The organism is Paenibacillus sp. WLX2291, from assembly GCF_046603665.1.
GTDB lineage: Bacteria > Bacillota > Bacilli > Paenibacillales > Paenibacillaceae > Saccharibacillus.
This window is the reverse complement of sequence record NZ_CP176755.1, coordinates 5,021,768-5,037,971: the sequence shown is the minus strand read 5'-3', so window position 1 is coordinate 5,037,971 and position 16,204 is coordinate 5,021,768. Positions and strand designations below refer to the sequence as shown.

Annotated in this window: 14 protein-coding genes; 8 read left to right on the top strand and 6 right to left on the bottom strand. The window is 43.0% G+C overall.

The features are described 5' to 3' along the window. Positions 1-80: 80 nt before the first annotated feature. Positions 81-452, top strand: coding sequence for a YrhK family protein (locus ACDE64_RS21530; RefSeq protein WP_411348238.1), 372 nt, complete (start codon positions 81-83; stop codon positions 450-452). 264 nt (positions 453-716) lie between these two features. Here ACDE64_RS21530 and ACDE64_RS21525 read toward each other — a convergent pair whose 3' ends face one another. Continuing rightward, complete coding sequence (locus ACDE64_RS21525; RefSeq protein ID WP_411348237.1) at positions 717-2,279, bottom strand: FAD-dependent oxidoreductase; 1,563 nt, start codon at positions 2,277-2,279, stop codon at positions 717-719. A gap of 147 nt (positions 2,280-2,426) precedes the next feature. Between ACDE64_RS21525 and ACDE64_RS21520 the strand changes: the two genes are divergently transcribed. After that, the gene (locus ACDE64_RS21520; protein WP_411348236.1) at positions 2,427-2,627 is read left to right on the top strand and encodes a hypothetical protein; all 201 of its coding nucleotides are present in this window, start codon (positions 2,427-2,429) and stop codon (positions 2,625-2,627) included. Between the two features lie 80 nt (positions 2,628-2,707). Here ACDE64_RS21520 and ACDE64_RS21515 read toward each other — a convergent pair whose 3' ends face one another. Further along, entirely contained in the window at positions 2,708-3,268 is a 561-nt protein-coding gene (locus ACDE64_RS21515) for a pyridoxamine 5'-phosphate oxidase family protein (RefSeq protein WP_411348235.1), read from the bottom strand. Between the two features lie 344 nt (positions 3,269-3,612). Between ACDE64_RS21515 and ACDE64_RS21510 the strand changes: the two genes are divergently transcribed. The 3 genes from ACDE64_RS21510 (at position 3,613) to abc-f (ending at position 6,861) form a co-directional block, all read left to right on the top strand. Then, positions 3,613-4,194: a VanZ family protein gene (locus ACDE64_RS21510; RefSeq protein ID WP_411348234.1), complete on the top strand. Its 582-nt coding sequence runs from the start codon at positions 3,613-3,615 to the stop codon at positions 4,192-4,194. A gap of 85 nt (positions 4,195-4,279) precedes the next feature. Then, on the top strand, positions 4,280-4,456 hold the full coding sequence (locus ACDE64_RS21505; RefSeq protein ID WP_411344108.1) for a hypothetical protein: 177 nt from the start codon (positions 4,280-4,282) through the stop codon (positions 4,454-4,456). A 782-nt stretch (positions 4,457-5,238) separates the two neighbouring features. Continuing rightward, complete coding sequence (gene abc-f, locus ACDE64_RS21500) at positions 5,239-6,861, top strand: ribosomal protection-like ABC-F family protein (RefSeq protein ID WP_411348233.1); 1,623 nt, start codon at positions 5,239-5,241, stop codon at positions 6,859-6,861. Between the two features lie 120 nt (positions 6,862-6,981). Here the strand turns inward: abc-f and ACDE64_RS21495 are convergent, their stop codons facing one another. The 4 genes from ACDE64_RS21495 to ACDE64_RS21480 all read right to left on the bottom strand — a co-directional run bounded on the left by ACDE64_RS21495 (position 6,982) and on the right by ACDE64_RS21480 (position 12,760). After that, complete coding sequence (locus ACDE64_RS21495; protein WP_411348232.1) at positions 6,982-8,394, bottom strand: DNA-binding protein; 1,413 nt, start codon at positions 8,392-8,394, stop codon at positions 6,982-6,984. A gap of 209 nt (positions 8,395-8,603) precedes the next feature. Next, on the bottom strand, positions 8,604-9,947 hold the full coding sequence (locus ACDE64_RS21490) for a hypothetical protein (RefSeq protein WP_411348231.1): 1,344 nt from the start codon (positions 9,945-9,947) through the stop codon (positions 8,604-8,606). A 29-nt stretch (positions 9,948-9,976) separates the two neighbouring features. Next, complete coding sequence (locus ACDE64_RS21485; RefSeq protein WP_411348230.1) at positions 9,977-11,353, bottom strand: hypothetical protein; 1,377 nt, start codon at positions 11,351-11,353, stop codon at positions 9,977-9,979. Positions 11,354-11,407: 54 nt separating this feature from the next. Beyond that, positions 11,408-12,760: a DNA-binding protein gene (locus ACDE64_RS21480; RefSeq protein ID WP_411348229.1), complete on the bottom strand. Its 1,353-nt coding sequence runs from the start codon at positions 12,758-12,760 to the stop codon at positions 11,408-11,410. Between the two features lie 1,442 nt (positions 12,761-14,202). Here ACDE64_RS21480 and ACDE64_RS21475 point away from each other — a divergent pair. From ACDE64_RS21475 to ACDE64_RS21465, 3 genes are all read left to right on the top strand, one after another. Continuing rightward, the gene (locus ACDE64_RS21475; protein ID WP_411344101.1) at positions 14,203-14,430 is read left to right on the top strand and encodes a hypothetical protein; all 228 of its coding nucleotides are present in this window, start codon (positions 14,203-14,205) and stop codon (positions 14,428-14,430) included. A gap of 435 nt (positions 14,431-14,865) precedes the next feature. Then, positions 14,866-15,465, top strand: a complete 600-nt coding sequence (locus ACDE64_RS21470; protein ID WP_411344100.1) for a TerD family protein — start codon at positions 14,866-14,868, stop codon at positions 15,463-15,465. Between the two features lie 90 nt (positions 15,466-15,555). Further along, positions 15,556-16,134 (top strand): TerD family protein, encoded by a 579-nt coding sequence (locus ACDE64_RS21465; protein ID WP_411344099.1) that lies wholly within the window; start codon positions 15,556-15,558, stop codon positions 16,132-16,134. Positions 16,135-16,204 lie beyond the last annotated feature (70 nt).

Below are 16,204 nucleotides of genomic sequence, written 5' to 3'. Positions count from 1 at the left end.
TATGGAACCTTTTGAATGTGGCAACATCCTGTTATAACCGTCGATAACACGGGTAAGTGCATCGGAGGGAGGGTTGCCTCATGAACAATCAACAAGAAGAACCCCGGCCTGTCCAGCCACTCAAAAGAAACCGTATTCGTATCCGTCGCCCCGACTCTTACAAGCTAACGGTTGAATTCAAGGATCGTCGGCTAGTGACGCAAAATTGTTATGAACTGATCAGCCTATTGAACGATATCATCACAACCGTCTGCTTCCTGATCGGCAGTTATTTCTTTTTTACAAGCGATACGAAGACCGGTACGATCATGTTCATTATCGGGAATGCCAATACGCTATTCCGCGCCGTTCTCGCCATGATCCGTAAATTCCACATCGAATGGATTACGCAGGAAGAGGATGACGGCACGAAGACCAACGAGGTGAAAGTGACCGAAGAGAAGGGTTGCTAATCCAAGTGTGCTCATATTGTATACAGATTTGGCAATAACAACATGAACTGAAATGTATCGTCATTGCACAATGGCTATGACTGTAGAACAGCTACCACCATCCCAAATACGAACATACAGCAATCCCATATACAGAATTCGATATGTGCCTTGTGATATAAAATAAAGGCATAAATAAAGCCGCTACCGGAGCATACAGCATCCGATAGCGGCTTTATGGAGTTGAGCACAAGCACAAGCAAAGCCATGAGCATAAACTAACTGTTACAGCTTCTTTAACGCTTCTGTTGGCGGTCCTTCCAATACTTCCCCTTTATAATCAAACCGTCCACCATGACACGGACAATCCCATGAGCGTTCGGCATCATTCCATTGTACCTCGCAGCCCATATGCGTACACGTCGTATCGACCAGATGCAGCTTGCCCTCTGGATCACGATAAGCGCCAGTGCGTTTGCCGCGTTGCCAGATGACTGCGCCCTCGTCGGGCTGTAGCTCATCCGCTTTGCGCAGATTGAAGTCCACTTTGCCAGTCACCAGTTCTTTGGCTACCGTCAGATTGTGGCTGATTGCATTTTGCATCCGTTTCAGCACTGGCGTTTTGCGGGATGGAGAGAACAAGTCCGTATAGCGATTGTCGCGACCAGTGATCATATCGGTGATCATCATCGCTGCTAGCGTACCGGATGTCATACCCCATTTCGCATAAGCGGTTCCGACATAGATGTTCGGCGTATCACTCGTCAGCTGACCGATGCAGGGCAGCTTGTCGAGCGAATACAGATCCTGTGACGACCAGCGGTAAGGAACTTCTTTAATGCCCAGCAGATTGCCCGCAAACACCTCCAGATCGGCATAATGCGCAGTTGTATCCTCTTCCTGACCTGTGCGATGCCCTTTACCACCAACAATCACATACTGCTGATCGTCAAATGTAGCCGAACGCAGCGAATGCTTCGGATCGTCCGCACTGATGTACATCCCACTCTCAAACGGCGTCTCTGCACGAATCGCCAGCGTATACGAACGCTCTGGCTGCAAACGGGCAAAATAAAAGCCATTCTGGTCGGTCACCGGATAATGTGAACCGGACACAACGATATCGCAGTTGACGCCAAACTCCTTGTCCTGTACGAGCAGTCGCGGACGGTCGCCATTCTCCACTTCTTCAATCATCGTATGCTCATAGATCGTCCCACCTAGTCGCAAAAACTCCAGCAGCAGGAATTTCAAATATTGCAGTGGATGAAAGCGAGCCTGTCCCGGCAGCGCAATCGCGCCCTCCACACGTAGCGGAATCGGCAATGACTCGACCCATTCTCCGGGAATACCCAGCTCGCGGTAAGCGTCCATTTCCTTTTTCAAATGCTTCAATTCCGAGCTGTCCGATTCGACATATACATAAGCCGTTTCTTCCTGCCAATCGCAATCTACACCGTTATCCTGCACGATTCGCTGCATAAAGCTTTTCGCTTCTTCGGCGGCTTCATAATACAGAATCGCTTCCTCATCGCTAAAATGATTGCGAATATGGTCATAGATCAAGCCATGCTGGGAGGTGACTTTGGCAGTGGTATAGCCAGTTGTACCGTTCAACACCTTGCCGCCCTCAAACAGCGCGACCTGCTTGCCTTCCTTTGCTAACAAATAGGCAGCCGTCACGCCGGTAATGCCTGCGCCAACGACGGCAATTTCTACATCCAGTTCTTCTGCCAGCGGCGCGAACGTCGGAAATTCAGTCGTTGCCCGCCAGAATGAGTATGGTGCTTCCGGCAATTCGATCTCAGCTGCTTTGCGCGTAATCTCTTTATTCGTATCGTCCTTCATGCTGTCCCTCCTGCATCAGTGGTCTGCGTATCATCATTCATTACCACTTCTTGCAGTGAATCTAACCGCTACCGTTGCAGAACAACCGATGTTTCGGGTAAGATGAAGCGGAGTTTGCATCCATTTGAACAAAGGAGATTTCCACTTATGCGATTTATTATTATGAGAGCGATTACGTGTCTCGTTGTTATCGGTCTCGCTGTCCGCACCGTACTGTACAACCCATCTGATCCGAATAATATATTTGCTTATATGCTGATGGTCGTTGCCGTACTGGCTTTTGTTCTACCACTGCTTATTCAGAAAATCATCCGCCGCGTCCTCGCCAATCGCCGCACCCGCAAATAAACCACATCTATACTGCATCATACCAATACTGCACCATACCAAATGTGAAAGAACAGCGTGACAATGCATATAGCGGCGAATCAACGCCGCAGTTCATCCAGTGTGACGTTCCAACGTTCCAAGCCCTGCTCCGGCTCATGCAGCCGGAAAGTGACGCCAGTCAGCAGATCGGCATACTGCGCGATATCCTGCTTGATATGCTCTATCGTGCCTTCGAACCGCGCACGCGGATACATACTGTCTGCCAGCTCAGGCAGCTCCTTCATACGCAACCGTAACGTCCAACCGGCGTCTGCATACACAAACGACAATAGCGCTTTGCCATCTCGCTGCAAATTGCCCGTCGTATTCGTCCCTGTCCATAGCGCAATTCGCACATGCTGTTCATCCACTGCCAGCACTTCGCCCACACTGACCATCGCCTGATACGGAAATCCATTCTCACCAACCGTCAGCAGCAGCATAGCCAGATGCTGATGATCCTCCAAGCGCTGCCCGTTTAATAGCTGTAATAGAGCAGGAGGGAGGGCAATCTGCTGTGAATCCTTCACATTGGAGCTTGCCGTTTCACGCTGATGCTCCGTACTCTGTAGTACATGTTCGGTTGCATTCGTATTGATGTGTTCTTCTTCCTTAGGCATGTAGATATCCTCCGTATTCGTCTCTTCTTATTTTGATATTCAGCTGTCTATACTCATCCCAATGATATACCTCTAAACGATATACCTGAAAAGTACGAAGAGTATGGATCAATCCGTAATATATTCATGTAACAAGGTGTTTCTATTGGTTGGATGTCATGAGACGGTATTGTAGGTATGAACGGCACTCGTGTCAGCATAGACAATAACGAAGCTTTATACAGCGGCATTTTGCATAGTGATCGGCAAAACCTGTACAATAAGAAGCTGTATCGTTCGTATCCTGTTACGATAACCGCATTACCTACTCCATATCCACATCCCGACAGAACAGGAGAGACGCCATGCTACTATTCGATTCAACGATCTGGTTGATCGGCATTGTGCTACTGCTGATCGTATTGCTGATTTTACGCCGGATGTATCATAAATCACTGACGGAATTACTGCTGACTGGCTTGTTCGGCATCTACCTGCTGAATGTTATCAAATACACCTTTTTCCCATTTCCCGTCGATTCGCAATTGCTGGAGCTGATGCGTATCACTGGAGGCGACAAAGGTATGGTGCGACTGAATCTGATCCCGTTTCATTCACAATTTTACGATTCCATTCTGGTCGACAAATCGAACTATCTTAATGTGCTCATGACCATTCCATACGGTCTGTTGTTGCCGCTGCTGATCTCTATGACGACCCGCCGTATGCTGCTGTTTGCCGTTGGCATCGGACTGGTTATCGAGACGCTGCAAGGGATGATCGACCTGCTGCTTGGCTTCACATATCGCACGGTCGATGTGAACGATATTATTTTCAATTTTACAGGTGCAATGCTAGGCTGGGCAATGCTCAGACTGCTGCTGCGAAGTAGTATCGGGCAAAAACAACTTGCCAGATGGTTCCCGGCTGTGGTACAAAAGATGTAATCACGACATCGCACGCAATCCGCTGTTCCCGGGAAGGAATGACGGGTCATTGTAGACGATGTTATACCAAAGGAGGTGAGGCAGGATGTTGAATTTCCCATTGTATATTGCGCTGGAACACCGAGTTGTTGGCGTATATAATATTGCAGGCACATTTTACGAAGACGGGAGAAGTCTGTCCAAAAATGAATACTTCCCAAATGGCGAAATGCCGCTCCTGCCTTCAGCCTCGGTCGGGTTTTCAGCAGTGTACACGTTATGACAGTGATTAAGATGTAATGAATGGATATACTCATTATGTATCACCGTCATACGAATTGGATTAGCGTAACGATATTGTTGTCTGCGTGACAACGTATATCAGCGATCCTCTGCACTCCGTATCGCGAATGAACAGTTGTCTTCGGAATTGTACTTATACGAATATGCCTTACATCGTCGGCATACTTGTATGTGCAGAATGTAGCGTACGGATATCTATCCGCTTCGTATTCTGCCGCAACTCCACCCATGACAGCCGCAGGGACATTTCCCCTGCGGCTTTTTTGTTGTGCTCTGATTGTGAGATAGTATCATCTGCTATGTTTACGGATAAATAGGGTTGCCCATGGGTCTATATAGATAAACATGGACAGATCCAATTACAAACCGATGCAGATCAATCGCAACTCACAAGAGTCACAAGCAATTGAATCGGAATGACTCTCATTCCGAGCTGACAGGCAGAAGCGCATTTCCTCGATCATACTCAGCCCCATTCACACCAGAAGACAAGCGGATTACAGCTAACCGCAGTATCCATTCGTCTTCCCATATACTAGCGCAGCCGTTCTTGTTATTATTTCCCATGTCGCTATATTTGCTTATGCAATACACACCGAAGTCCAACTATGAGATACTCCAAACCATCTAGCAGACACCAAGGTCATGGTACAAGCTACATGGGAAATAACCAACTGTTCATATAGAGATTACGCATACCCAAACGCTAATTCTAAACAAACAGTACAAGCCCGGCTGCCTCACACGAGGAGAATGAACAATATGTCTATTATGATTGCCTGTCAGCAGGTTCAACAATATTACGGCGCCCAGCAGGTGCTGTCCAGCGTCACCCTTGAAATCCACAGCGGTCGCAAAATCGGTCTCATAGGTCTAAACGGAGCGGGCAAAACGACCCTGTTCCGCCTACTATCCGGTCAAGAACGCCCATATCAGGGCGAATTGCATATTCAAAAAGGCGCCAGCGTCGGTTACTTGGCACAGGTGCCGGATTACGCACCTAGCACTACCGTTATGGACGTCTTGCGTGCCAGCTTTCACCATCTGTTGCAATTACAGCAGCACATGGAGGAGCTGACGATTCGTATGAGCGATACGAATCAATCGCCAGAGCAAATGGACAAGACGTTGCGTGAATACGGCGAAGCATTGGATCGTTTTGAAGATCAGGGTGGGTATGAGATGTCAGCCCGCATCGATGCGATTGCTGCCGGACTACGCATTCCGCAGTCCCGCTACGACGAGACAGTAGATATTCTATCCGGTGGGGAGAAGACGCGTGTAGCGCTTGCGGCGCTGCTGCTGACCAACCCGGATATTCTGCTGCTCGACGAGCCGACCAATCATCTGGATATGGATGCCGTGGTCTGGCTAGAACAGTTCATCAGCGGATCGAACACGACCGTTGTCGTCATCTCGCATGACCGCTATTTTCTAGATAAAGTCGTACAGGAGATCATCGAATTAGAAGACGGCGAAGCCACATCGTATCCGATGAACTACTCAGCATATCGCGAGGAAAAACAACGCCGTCTCATCAACCAATACGAGAATTACCAAGATCAGCAAAAAGAAATCAAACGCATCAAAGAATCGATCAAACGTCTGATCGACTGGGGCAACCGCTCCAACCCGCCCAATCCCGGTTTTCACCGCCGCGCCGCTTCCATGCAAAAAGCGCTCGACCGTATGGAAAAAGTCAAACGCCCGGTGATGGAACGCGCCCAGATCGATCTGGAATGGAGACAACAGGGACGCTCCGGCGAACGCGTGCTGGTGCTGGATCAAATATGGAAAAGCTATGGTGACAAAGCGCTGTTGCAAGAGTCATCCGCCCTATTACGTTATGGCGAACACGCTGTTATCATCGGCGGCAATGGAGCGGGCAAAACGACGCTGCTACGTATGATCCTCGGTCAGGAAGAACCCGACGCAGGCACCCTAAGCTTAGGTTCCCGCACTGACACCGGTTACCTAGCACAAGAAGCCGCTCCACCGAACGCTGGCGAAACTGTACTGGAATGGTTCAAACTACACGCTCGCATGGAAGAAGGGGCCGCCCGCGGACAACTCGCCAAATTCCTATTTTACGGTCCAGATGTGTTCCAAAAAGTATCTGGTCTATCCGGTGGAGAATGGAGCCGATTGCGATTGGCAATCCTGATGCACCAGCGCCCGAACCTGCTGATTTTGGATGAACCGACGAATCATCTGGACATTTCGTCAAGAGAAGCATTGGAAGAAGCACTGGAAGAATTCCCAGGAACAATTCTGGCTGTATCGCATGATCGGTATTTTATTAATCGGATCGCGGGACAGATTTGGAGTTTGGGGGATGGAGAGTTGAAAGTGTCGCTTGGAAATTATGAGGATTATCAAGAATAAAATAGAAAAGAAGCCTTCCTGATTTGTCTCAGGAAGGCTTCTTCTTAGTTTCCAACACCATTTTCTAAAGTTTTTATCTTAGCAGAAGATATAGGAGAATTAATTGTAGAAAGTGAAGCACTACTGATTAGAATTGTTAAAGTTAGAAAAATTATAGCTTTTTTCATTTTGATTTACCTCCTTTAAAATAGTTTCGTATAGCGAAATTTGATCAATTTTGGCAAAACACTTGATTTGTTCAAACATAGAAATACAATCTAGTATTCTATTTTTATTTACAATTCTAACTGCAAGCATTAAAGCCCTCAAAAGATCCTTTATTCCATTGTCATATTTTTGATTATTAATATGGTAGATGGCCAATTGATAATATAATGTCATCAATCTACTACTTGTAACTACAGGAGGAGCAATTTTATCAAAAGTAATTCGTTGATAAATAATGTCACTAAATTGGTGTATAATTTCATCTATATTAAAATTATGCATATTAGCAGATTTTACAATTATCAACATACTTGGAAAAGTTTCTTTGGGATTATCTTGAATGAATTTTACATACTCATTTAATTTATCAGTATTTCCCATCAGTAATTCTAAATTGTTTAGATTTGCTTTAGCATAAAGCTTAAACTTTTGAACTTCTATTTCTCCTAATGCATTTAAAACTTCAAAATCGCTTAAATTAGCATACTTGAGAATGTACTTTTTGGCATCTTCATATCTGCCTAAATGCTCTAAGGCGGTAGCTTTTAAAAGATATCCTTGTCCATAATATACTACAAGTTCGCGTTCAGTATTAAGGTTAGGGAAGATTCCATTGTTTTTTAATTGATCTTTTGCAACAGAGTAAACCATTTTAATCAGAGATTGTAATTCGTCTGCACAACTACTCATGAGAGTCCAATCTTGGAAATTGTAATAGACACTTCCCAATTGAAGTAATGCATCAAGCATAAGATTTTCTGGTAGTCTATTTCTAAACGGTTCAAATCTTATGATTGCACGCAAACTCTGTTCAGTATTCTCGCCAATTGAAGCTCTAAAAACACGATAATGCGCAATCGCCAATCTCTCCGAATGCTGATGCTTTTCATTCTCGATGACACACTCGTAAAAAGGAATAGACTCTTTTACCTTTCCGTCCTCATACAATTCCTCAGCTAGCCCAAATACAGAAACTGTATTCGATAAATCTTCCATCAAACGATCCAGCACAGCCTGAATACAGTCATAACGACCAATCTCGGTACATCTCATCAAAAATGCTTTGATCCGGCGCCAATCTGCCTTTTCGTTGATAAAGCACTCATCCACATAATACTCGTACATCCAGCCTTCGTCATGACCAAGTGCTTCAGCCATCAAATCCAACTGGCGGATCGAAATCGATTTTGGCGGATTACCATTCAAAATACCACTAATGATCCCGCGGTTGATCCCAGCAAGCTTACCAAAGCTGCTTAATGAATGCCCTTTTTGCCGAATTCCTTGTTCAATTTCAAGTCTAATGGTCGTGGTGTTGGTAATCATAAACCGAACACACCCCTTTATGTCGAAAGTTTCCCGTTTGTTGCGCCCCAGTAAACCCATGATTTCAAATTTATTACATTATATATTGCAGTTTGAACTGTGGTCAATTACTTTTAATGAAAAAATAGCAAATTAGGTATCAAAAATAGGTAACATATTAGAAAAACCGCCATATCAAGGTCAATAGGCGGCTTAATCTAAAATGGAAATCAAGTTTCCATTTTAGGAATCGAATTTATTTTTTTCAAAAGTTCTAGGCAATCTAATGCTCTGGATTTGCTGAATTTATCTATAAGTTTTTGTAAAATAGATAGGCAGTGATCAAGTTCATTATTTAATTTCTTTTGGTTAAAATAGTATACAGCTAGCTCGTAATAGATATTTACATAACGATTAAGAGTTGACTGTAAGCTATAGTGCTCATTGATAACTTCAAAGTAATTAACAAAATCATCAGGATACAAAATGTAGTGATACTTTGATAAATATTGATCGATGTTCCAATTATGCATGTTACTTGTTTTCAAAGCAATCAACAATGTAGGTAATATCTCATCCTGATAGAATTCTAATAGCCCAAAATATTCTTCTATACCAGTATTATCTCCTTGTAATAACTGAAGATTATGCCGATTAAATATAGCGAATTTTTTAAAATTTTCAACTTCTATCCAGCCTTGCTTATCTAATCCATTAAACCAGCTTAAATCCTCAAACGCTTCAATACTCTTTAATGCCTCATTGTAATTTTTCTCATATTCGTATGAAATGAACTTAATTAGATTGCTTTGACCATAATAGACAACAAGGGGTCTTTGTAATTCGTATCCTTCAAGATACTTTGCTGAAAAATTTTTATTGTTTTGATTTTTGTATAATGATAGCGCAATGGTATGCATCTCATGACCATATTTTCTAAGGAGTGACCAATCTTCCAAATTGTAGGCATGTGTAGCTAGTCTCAATAGAGCCTCTAGTGCGAGCGAAGTTGGCAAATGAGATCGGAAGGGAGAGAATTTAAATGAATTCTCAGCAAATTCTTTTAAATTTTCATTTGCACTATTCATATATAATCGATATTGGCTAATAGCCAGTATTTCGGAATGATCATTCTGATTTAGGATGATGAACTCGTATAATAGTTTAGTAGATGACTGATACATAACCTGCGGAAAAGATTCTGCAATATGGAAAATCTTTTTGATATAAAGAGGAGTGCTAGGAATCTTTGATAAAATCTTTTTAACAAAATCTACTTTTTTTAAAATGACGCACTGTTCGATTAAGGGTTTTATACGTCTCCAATGAAGTTTTTCTTCTTCAAATAATTCTTTTATAAATAATGCGTATATCCATTCAATAGGTTTATTTAGAGTTCCGCATACAATATCGAGTTGTGTAATCGATATTGGTTTAGGAGAATTCCCATGTAGAACAGCACTTAACACTCCCCGATTTATACCAGAAGCTAAACTGAAGCTATTCAGATTATAGCCTTGCTTCTTCATTTCTTTTTCAATTTCGTATCTAACAGTGGTCTTAGTTTTTAACATCTGTACCCCACCCTTACCTATACAGTAGGCTAGCAATCCTCTGATTTTACTAGATTAGCTTTATTTTTAAATTTATTGATTTTTTGGAGTAAATGCAAACAGTCGATTGCTCGTTGAGAATCGTAATTTTTTAAAGAATTCTCTAATGCGATAATTACTTTATCTAGCTTATGATCATGTATTTGACGATTTAAATAATAAATAGCTAAGTGATAGTAAATTCTAATGTATCTATTAATTAAAACAGGGATTCTAACATGCGAAGGAATGTTTCCACTTTGGGGAGTTATCCAATTTTCAATGTCTTTAGAAAAAATTTCGTTTTCAAAATCTTTTAAAATATGATCGATATTATAAAAGTGAATATTGGATGCTTTTAGCATAACTCCGATACTAGCTAAAATCTCATCAGGATTTTTCTTTAAATAGCATTGGTACTCTTTCAAAATACTTCCATCACCTTGTAAAAGTTTTAAATTGTAAAAATTGCATTTTGCAAAAACTGTTAGTTTTTCGACCTCATGATAGGAATTAGAATCTAATCCTTCAAACCAACTTAAGTCCGAAAATTTTGTTAAGAGAACTTCTGCCTCTTTGTATCTTCCAGTCCATTCCATCACTGCAAATTGTGTAAGATAGCTTTGTCCGTAGTACACAACAAGAGGCCTTTTAGCTTTCAGAGAAGGGACAGGTAGATTTTTGCGCTTTAGCGCGCATTGACGCTCATAAATAAGATGGCTTAATTTTTGAGACTGTTTACCACAATATAATAAATTATCCCAATCTCGAACTGTATAAAAAATACTAGCTAATTTTGATAGAGCATCCAACATAAGATGTTCCGGTAAATGATAACAGTACGGTTTGAATGCAAAAGCAGCTCTGGCATTCTGTTCAACGCTCTCATCTGGAGTACTATCAAAGATTCGATACTTTGCAATAGCCAATCGCTCGCAATGATTGTTGCGTTCATGCTTGATAATAAAATCGTAAATCGGCATGACAAAGTGCTTATAGTCTGTTTGCAAAAACTCAGCCAACTGAAGCAATTGTTCCAGGTGCAAAGGCTCGGTCGGTAAAAGAGACAGGATCTGATGAAGACCCTGCTCATAGTTGTTTTCTGCACAACGAATAAGAACGGAGCGAATACGCCGCCAATTCATTTTGCTGTTGTCTTGCAAGCATTCTGTAATAAATGACTCATACAACCAGTTTAGAGGTTTGCAAAGCGCCTCAGTCATTCGATCCAATTGATTTATAGACATGGCTTTGGTTGGCTTATCACCCAATGTGGCGCTAAGTACGCCACGATTGATACCGGATATTTGACTCAATTGACTCAATGAATATCCTTGTTTTTCAATCTCATTCCGTACTTGCTGTCGTACAGCTAGATTTGGTTTCAAGCGCAGCCCCTCTTTTCACATTGCATAGATCGCCAAGGTATTCGTTACTCAGATTCAATTTTTCAATTCTTTTAACTTTTTGAACAGGTTGATGCAATCCATGATTCGAGCACGATTGTATTTGGCAACCGTATGTTCAAGCGATTGCAAAATTTTTTCTAGTTTTTCGTCGTATACTTTGCGGTTGCAATAGTAAATGGCAAGTTCGTAGTAAATGCTTACATAACGGCTAATACTGATAGAAGTATCACTATATTTGTGGAAGGCATCCATATTGCGGTTCAATATATAGTCTATGAGATCGTCGGGGTACAGAATGTGTTGGTGATCGTTAATAATGTAGTCAATATCGTATTGATGCTTATTAGCCGCTTTTAGAATGATGAGCAGGCTAGGTAAAGCTTCTTCGGGGTGTTGTTCCAATAGTTCTGCATACTCTCTCAATACAGAGGAATTACCTGTCAAAAGCTCCAAGTTCAGATGATTAAAATGAGCGAAAAACTTAAATAAATCAATGTACTTGTGATTTTCTGGATGTTCATCCTGAAACCAGTCCAGGTTAGCTACTTGTTGCAAAAGAGGTCTTGCTTCTTCGTATTTCTCGCTATGTTCCAGAGCCACAAATTTCATAAGTATACTTTGACCGTAATATAGTAGAGCCGGTCTTTCGCTTTTGGGACTTTTATAATACTGTTTTTTGGCTTGGATATTCAATTTATGTTCATACAATTCAGTACATAATGTATATAGTTCATCTGCAATATGAATGGTTGCGTTCCAATCTTGTACCGTATAGTACACATTCGTCAACTTCAACAACGCATCCAACTTCAAATGCGCTGGCAGGCGATTGCGAAACGATTCAAAGATCAGCGCAGCCTTCAAATTATCCTCGATATTATGTCCCAGCGCAGCCCGAAACAGGCGGTACTGGCTAACAGCCAAGCGCTCCGACTGATAGTTGCGCTCGTTCTCAATGACACACTGATACAGCGGCACAGCATCCGCACCACGTTCCTCTGCTACGAGTTCTTCCGCCATATCAAACACATGGCTAACATGTGCGGGATTCTCCATGAGCAAATCCAATGTACGGCGAATCAGATCTGCTTGATGCAGATCGACACAACGCAGCAGCAGGGGGCGAACGCGTCGCCAATTGGTTTTGCCGGACTCGTTGAAGCATTCTTCGACGAACAGCTCATACAGCCAGCCTTCGGGCTTGCCAAGCGCTCTCACCATGCCATCCAGTTGATTGATGGACATCGGTTTGGGTGGGTTGCCGTTCAGCGTAGCGCTCAGGATTCCGCGGTTGATCCCGGACGCTTTGCTGAAGCTGCTCAGGGAATAGCCCTGACGCTGGATTTCGGATTCCAGTTCGGTTCGTAGTGTAATTAATCTATCCATGCGGATCATTCCCTTCCTGTAAGGCATAGAACGGATCTGATACAGCACCGGTGCAATCCATTGTACGACTTATTTATCTATTACGTAGTCAGTTAGTGATTACGTTTCATTTTCGCTGTAAAAATTTTCATGATCCATACGTAATAATTAGGCTAGTCCATTCTAATCTTTATCTCGATACCGAATTAGAGCACAGACGTATAAGCCTAAACCCAGGCCACCCGAATGTGCTCATCTTTGCCAAAAAATGATAATTTTTATTATTATACATGTTACTCAAAAACGATAATTTTTATTTTTGGTAACTTGTTATATGAAATGTATCTCATTCCAGTTTACGATCATTAATTCAAAAAAAAGGGTATGATTACAAAAAAAATAACTCCGTTTTTTGTAAACTCCTGTAATAATAGGATGTGTAGGAGATACAAGTTAGTTACTTTTACTGGTGACTGACTTGCGTTGTTGCCTGCGTAGTGATCGTAACGTTTCACCTAAGCTTGAATGTGAACCTGTACCGGTGAACAGACGGGGGAAGACGGCGGATTAATACACATAGAGAAAGATATTAATGCTAGCGTTAGTCTCGTTTGTCGGAATCAGGTAGAAGAGTGAGCATCACCTTGTAGCAAGACAGCAGCCACACCTATAAGTACGTATATCATAAGTAGTATGTTGTTTATATCATAGAACACCACATAGTTTGATCATTAGCAAGACAGCTAGACCATAGTAATATCATAAGCAGTATCCCGGTAAGGCCCAGATCCGATTGATCGGGCTTTTTCTTTTTGTCTACATATCCTTAATTTAAACAATTGTTTATAAAACTTTAAAAACTCGTTTTTTGAAAACATCTGTCATAATGGGGACAAGAGTCATTCTGCGGAAACAGCTCTGCCCGGTTACGCGCCCCAGCCTGACTGTGCACCATTCTCGTTTATGCATATGGTTTGAGTAACATTGTCGTCCTGTCGTTTGCAGCAGCGCACAGCCTTGCTGCTGGTATTATGCCGATGCTGCTGCATAGGTCTGTTTGAGTGTTTGTTCATCTGAATCGTATCTATCATTGCGCAACCGAAACGGTTTCCGAATGCTGCTAAATCGGAGGCGTGCTGCTGCATGGACTGCACCTGAGCAATAGACAGGTGCTACTTGCGTTGATGTGCAGCTAATAACCGGGCAAACAATGCTTTGTTATGCAGTAATTGATATATTTCGACAAAGATTTAATAGTAGATTTAGTTAATTATGCACTGGTGACAAGGGCGGAAATACATAATAATGAGAGTCTCCGGTATCCGTACCACTAGCCATGATGATGGGAATAGATGGCTACAATGGCGATTGTCCCAATATAGTCCGATTATACCTGTTTATATAGGATCAGAATCGGGTAAAAACAATGCCGGGAGCATATTACATCTTATGGAGGGTCCACCATGAATAGGCTTTTTACAGCCTTCACTTTGTTTGTGCAAAAACGTTTGATTGGTAATATCATTCTTGCCGCTATTGTTTATCTGTTCTGGATGTATGGATTGCAAAATAGTGCGCAGGAGTCAGCAGGTACGGCGATGGTCGCTTTTGTACTGTTGCTGATGGGAGATATGGTTTCGCTTTACGTTTCCAAACATTCATCAACCAAGCGTAACAAGCATGCTGGGTAACAACGTTCGTAACAGACTGTAATTCGTCGATTGATATAGATGTATACGCACTAACGATAATCGCCAAGCAGGCGCCTGAACCAATCATTCGGGCGCTTTTTGTATACCTTTTGAACCGAAGTTTACACAGCGTTGATCCTTGCAGATATCTAAAAGGACGAGGTTTGTTTTTTGCTAACGTATGGGACAATAAGCATAGATGTGATTGTCATTATTCCTACATATTACCTGTAACTACCATCGTGAGCAGTGGGCGAAAAGCTAAATTTTCATTCTGCCCTTCATCTCTGCTAAAATGGAAATGAACAGGCTTTCTTACCAGAGCCTTTCTCCGGCATCACGATGTCTTTGCTTTCCTTTTTGCAAAAAAATGAAACGGAATTGCAGCCTGCGCAGTATTATCTAGCAATACCTAAGAGGAGGCTCGTATCATTTATGACGATTAATCTCGTAAAAGGACAGAAGATTGACCTGACGAAGGGCAGAAGCGACCTCACCCGTCTGCTGGTCGGTCTGGGCTGGGACCCTGCCGAATCGCAATCGCGTGGTCTGTTCGGCTTCAAAAAAGCTAGAGCTGATGTCGATTGTGACGCATCTGCTCTGCTGCTCAGCGACAACGACAAGCTGCTCAAGAAAGGCAATCTGGTATGTTTCTACAACCTGACTAGTGAATGTGGTTCGGTGCGCCATAGCGGTGATAACTTGACCGGCGAAGGCGCGGGCGACGATGAGCAGATTTTCATTGATCTGTCCAAAGTACCGGCGGATGTTCATAAGATTCTAGTTGTGGTAAATATCTATCAGGCGGAGCAGCGTCGTCAGGATTTCGGTATGATCGCTTCCGCGTATATCCGCGTTGCCAATGAGCAAACGGGCGAAGAACTGGCACGTTACAACCTGACTGACAATTATGCAGGCATGACGGCTCTTGTCACCGGCGAATTGTATCGCAATGGTTCCGACTGGAAATTCAATGCGATTGGTCAAGGGAAACAAGCGGCGCATGTAGACATTCTCGCTCGCCAATACGTGTAACAAAACAGGCACCCATTTCTGCTTCATTCATGCAGGAAGATGCCACAGTTTGCAGAACCTATACTTAATCGAAGAAAGAGGGAACTGACTATGCCAATTAACCTGAGTAAAGGCCAAAAAATCGATCTGACTAAAACCAACCCCGGACTTGCGAAAATCACAGTCGGCTTGGGCTGGGATACGAACAAATATGACGGCGGTGGCGATTTTGACCTCGACGTATCCGTATTTTGCGCCAATGGTGCAGGTAAAGTAGCCAGTGAGAAAGACTTTATCTTCTTTAATAATCCACAAAACGAAAATGGCTCTGTTGTACACAGCGGTGACAACCGTACAGGTGCCGGCGATGGCGATGATGAGCAGATCAAAATCGATCTGCCAAGCGTACCGCAAACGGTAGAAAAAGTTGCGTTTACGATCACAATCTATGAAGCAGATGCGCGCAACCAGAACTTTGGTCAAGTGTCGAACGCGTATGTACGTATCGTTAACGATGCGACAAACGAAGAACTGATTCGTTTTGATCTGGGCGAAGATTTCTCCATCGAAACAGGTGTCGTAGTTGGCGAATTGTACCGTCACTCCGGCGAATGGAAATTTAGCGCAGTCGGTAACGGCTATCGCGATGGTCTGTCTGGTCTCGTACGCGACTACGGTCTGCAAGGCTAAGACGACTACCTACATTGTAAATAATATGATCTACCGCATACACTTGCGGCAGATCTGTATAGAAGCTTTA

Coding starts and splice junctions, on each gene's coding strand:
- ACDE64_RS21465 (WP_411344099.1), top strand. CDS start 15,556: ATGCCAATTAACCTGAGTAAAGGCCAAAAAATCGATCTGACTAAAACC.
- ACDE64_RS21520 (WP_411348236.1), top strand. CDS start 2,427: ATGCGATTTATTATTATGAGAGCGATTACGTGTCTCGTTGTTATCGGT.
- ACDE64_RS21475 (WP_411344101.1), top strand. CDS start 14,203: ATGAATAGGCTTTTTACAGCCTTCACTTTGTTTGTGCAAAAACGTTTG.
- abc-f (WP_411348233.1), top strand. CDS start 5,239: ATGTCTATTATGATTGCCTGTCAGCAGGTTCAACAATATTACGGCGCC.
- ACDE64_RS21505 (WP_411344108.1), top strand. CDS start 4,280: ATGTTGAATTTCCCATTGTATATTGCGCTGGAACACCGAGTTGTTGGC.
- ACDE64_RS21490 (WP_411348231.1), bottom strand. CDS start 9,947: ATGTTAAAAACTAAGACCACTGTTAGATACGAAATTGAAAAAGAAATG.
- ACDE64_RS21495 (WP_411348232.1), bottom strand. CDS start 8,394: ATGATTACCAACACCACGACCATTAGACTTGAAATTGAACAAGGAATT.
- ACDE64_RS21470 (WP_411344100.1), top strand. CDS start 14,866: ATGACGATTAATCTCGTAAAAGGACAGAAGATTGACCTGACGAAGGGC.
- ACDE64_RS21525 (WP_411348237.1), bottom strand. CDS start 2,279: ATGAAGGACGATACGAATAAAGAGATTACGCGCAAAGCAGCTGAGATC.
- ACDE64_RS21510 (WP_411348234.1), top strand. CDS start 3,613: ATGCTACTATTCGATTCAACGATCTGGTTGATCGGCATTGTGCTACTG.
- ACDE64_RS21480 (WP_411348229.1), bottom strand. CDS start 12,760: ATGGATAGATTAATTACACTACGAACCGAACTGGAATCCGAAATCCAG.
- ACDE64_RS21515 (WP_411348235.1), bottom strand. CDS start 3,268: ATGCCTAAGGAAGAAGAACACATCAATACGAATGCAACCGAACATGTA.
- ACDE64_RS21530 (WP_411348238.1), top strand. CDS start 81: ATGAACAATCAACAAGAAGAACCCCGGCCTGTCCAGCCACTCAAAAGA.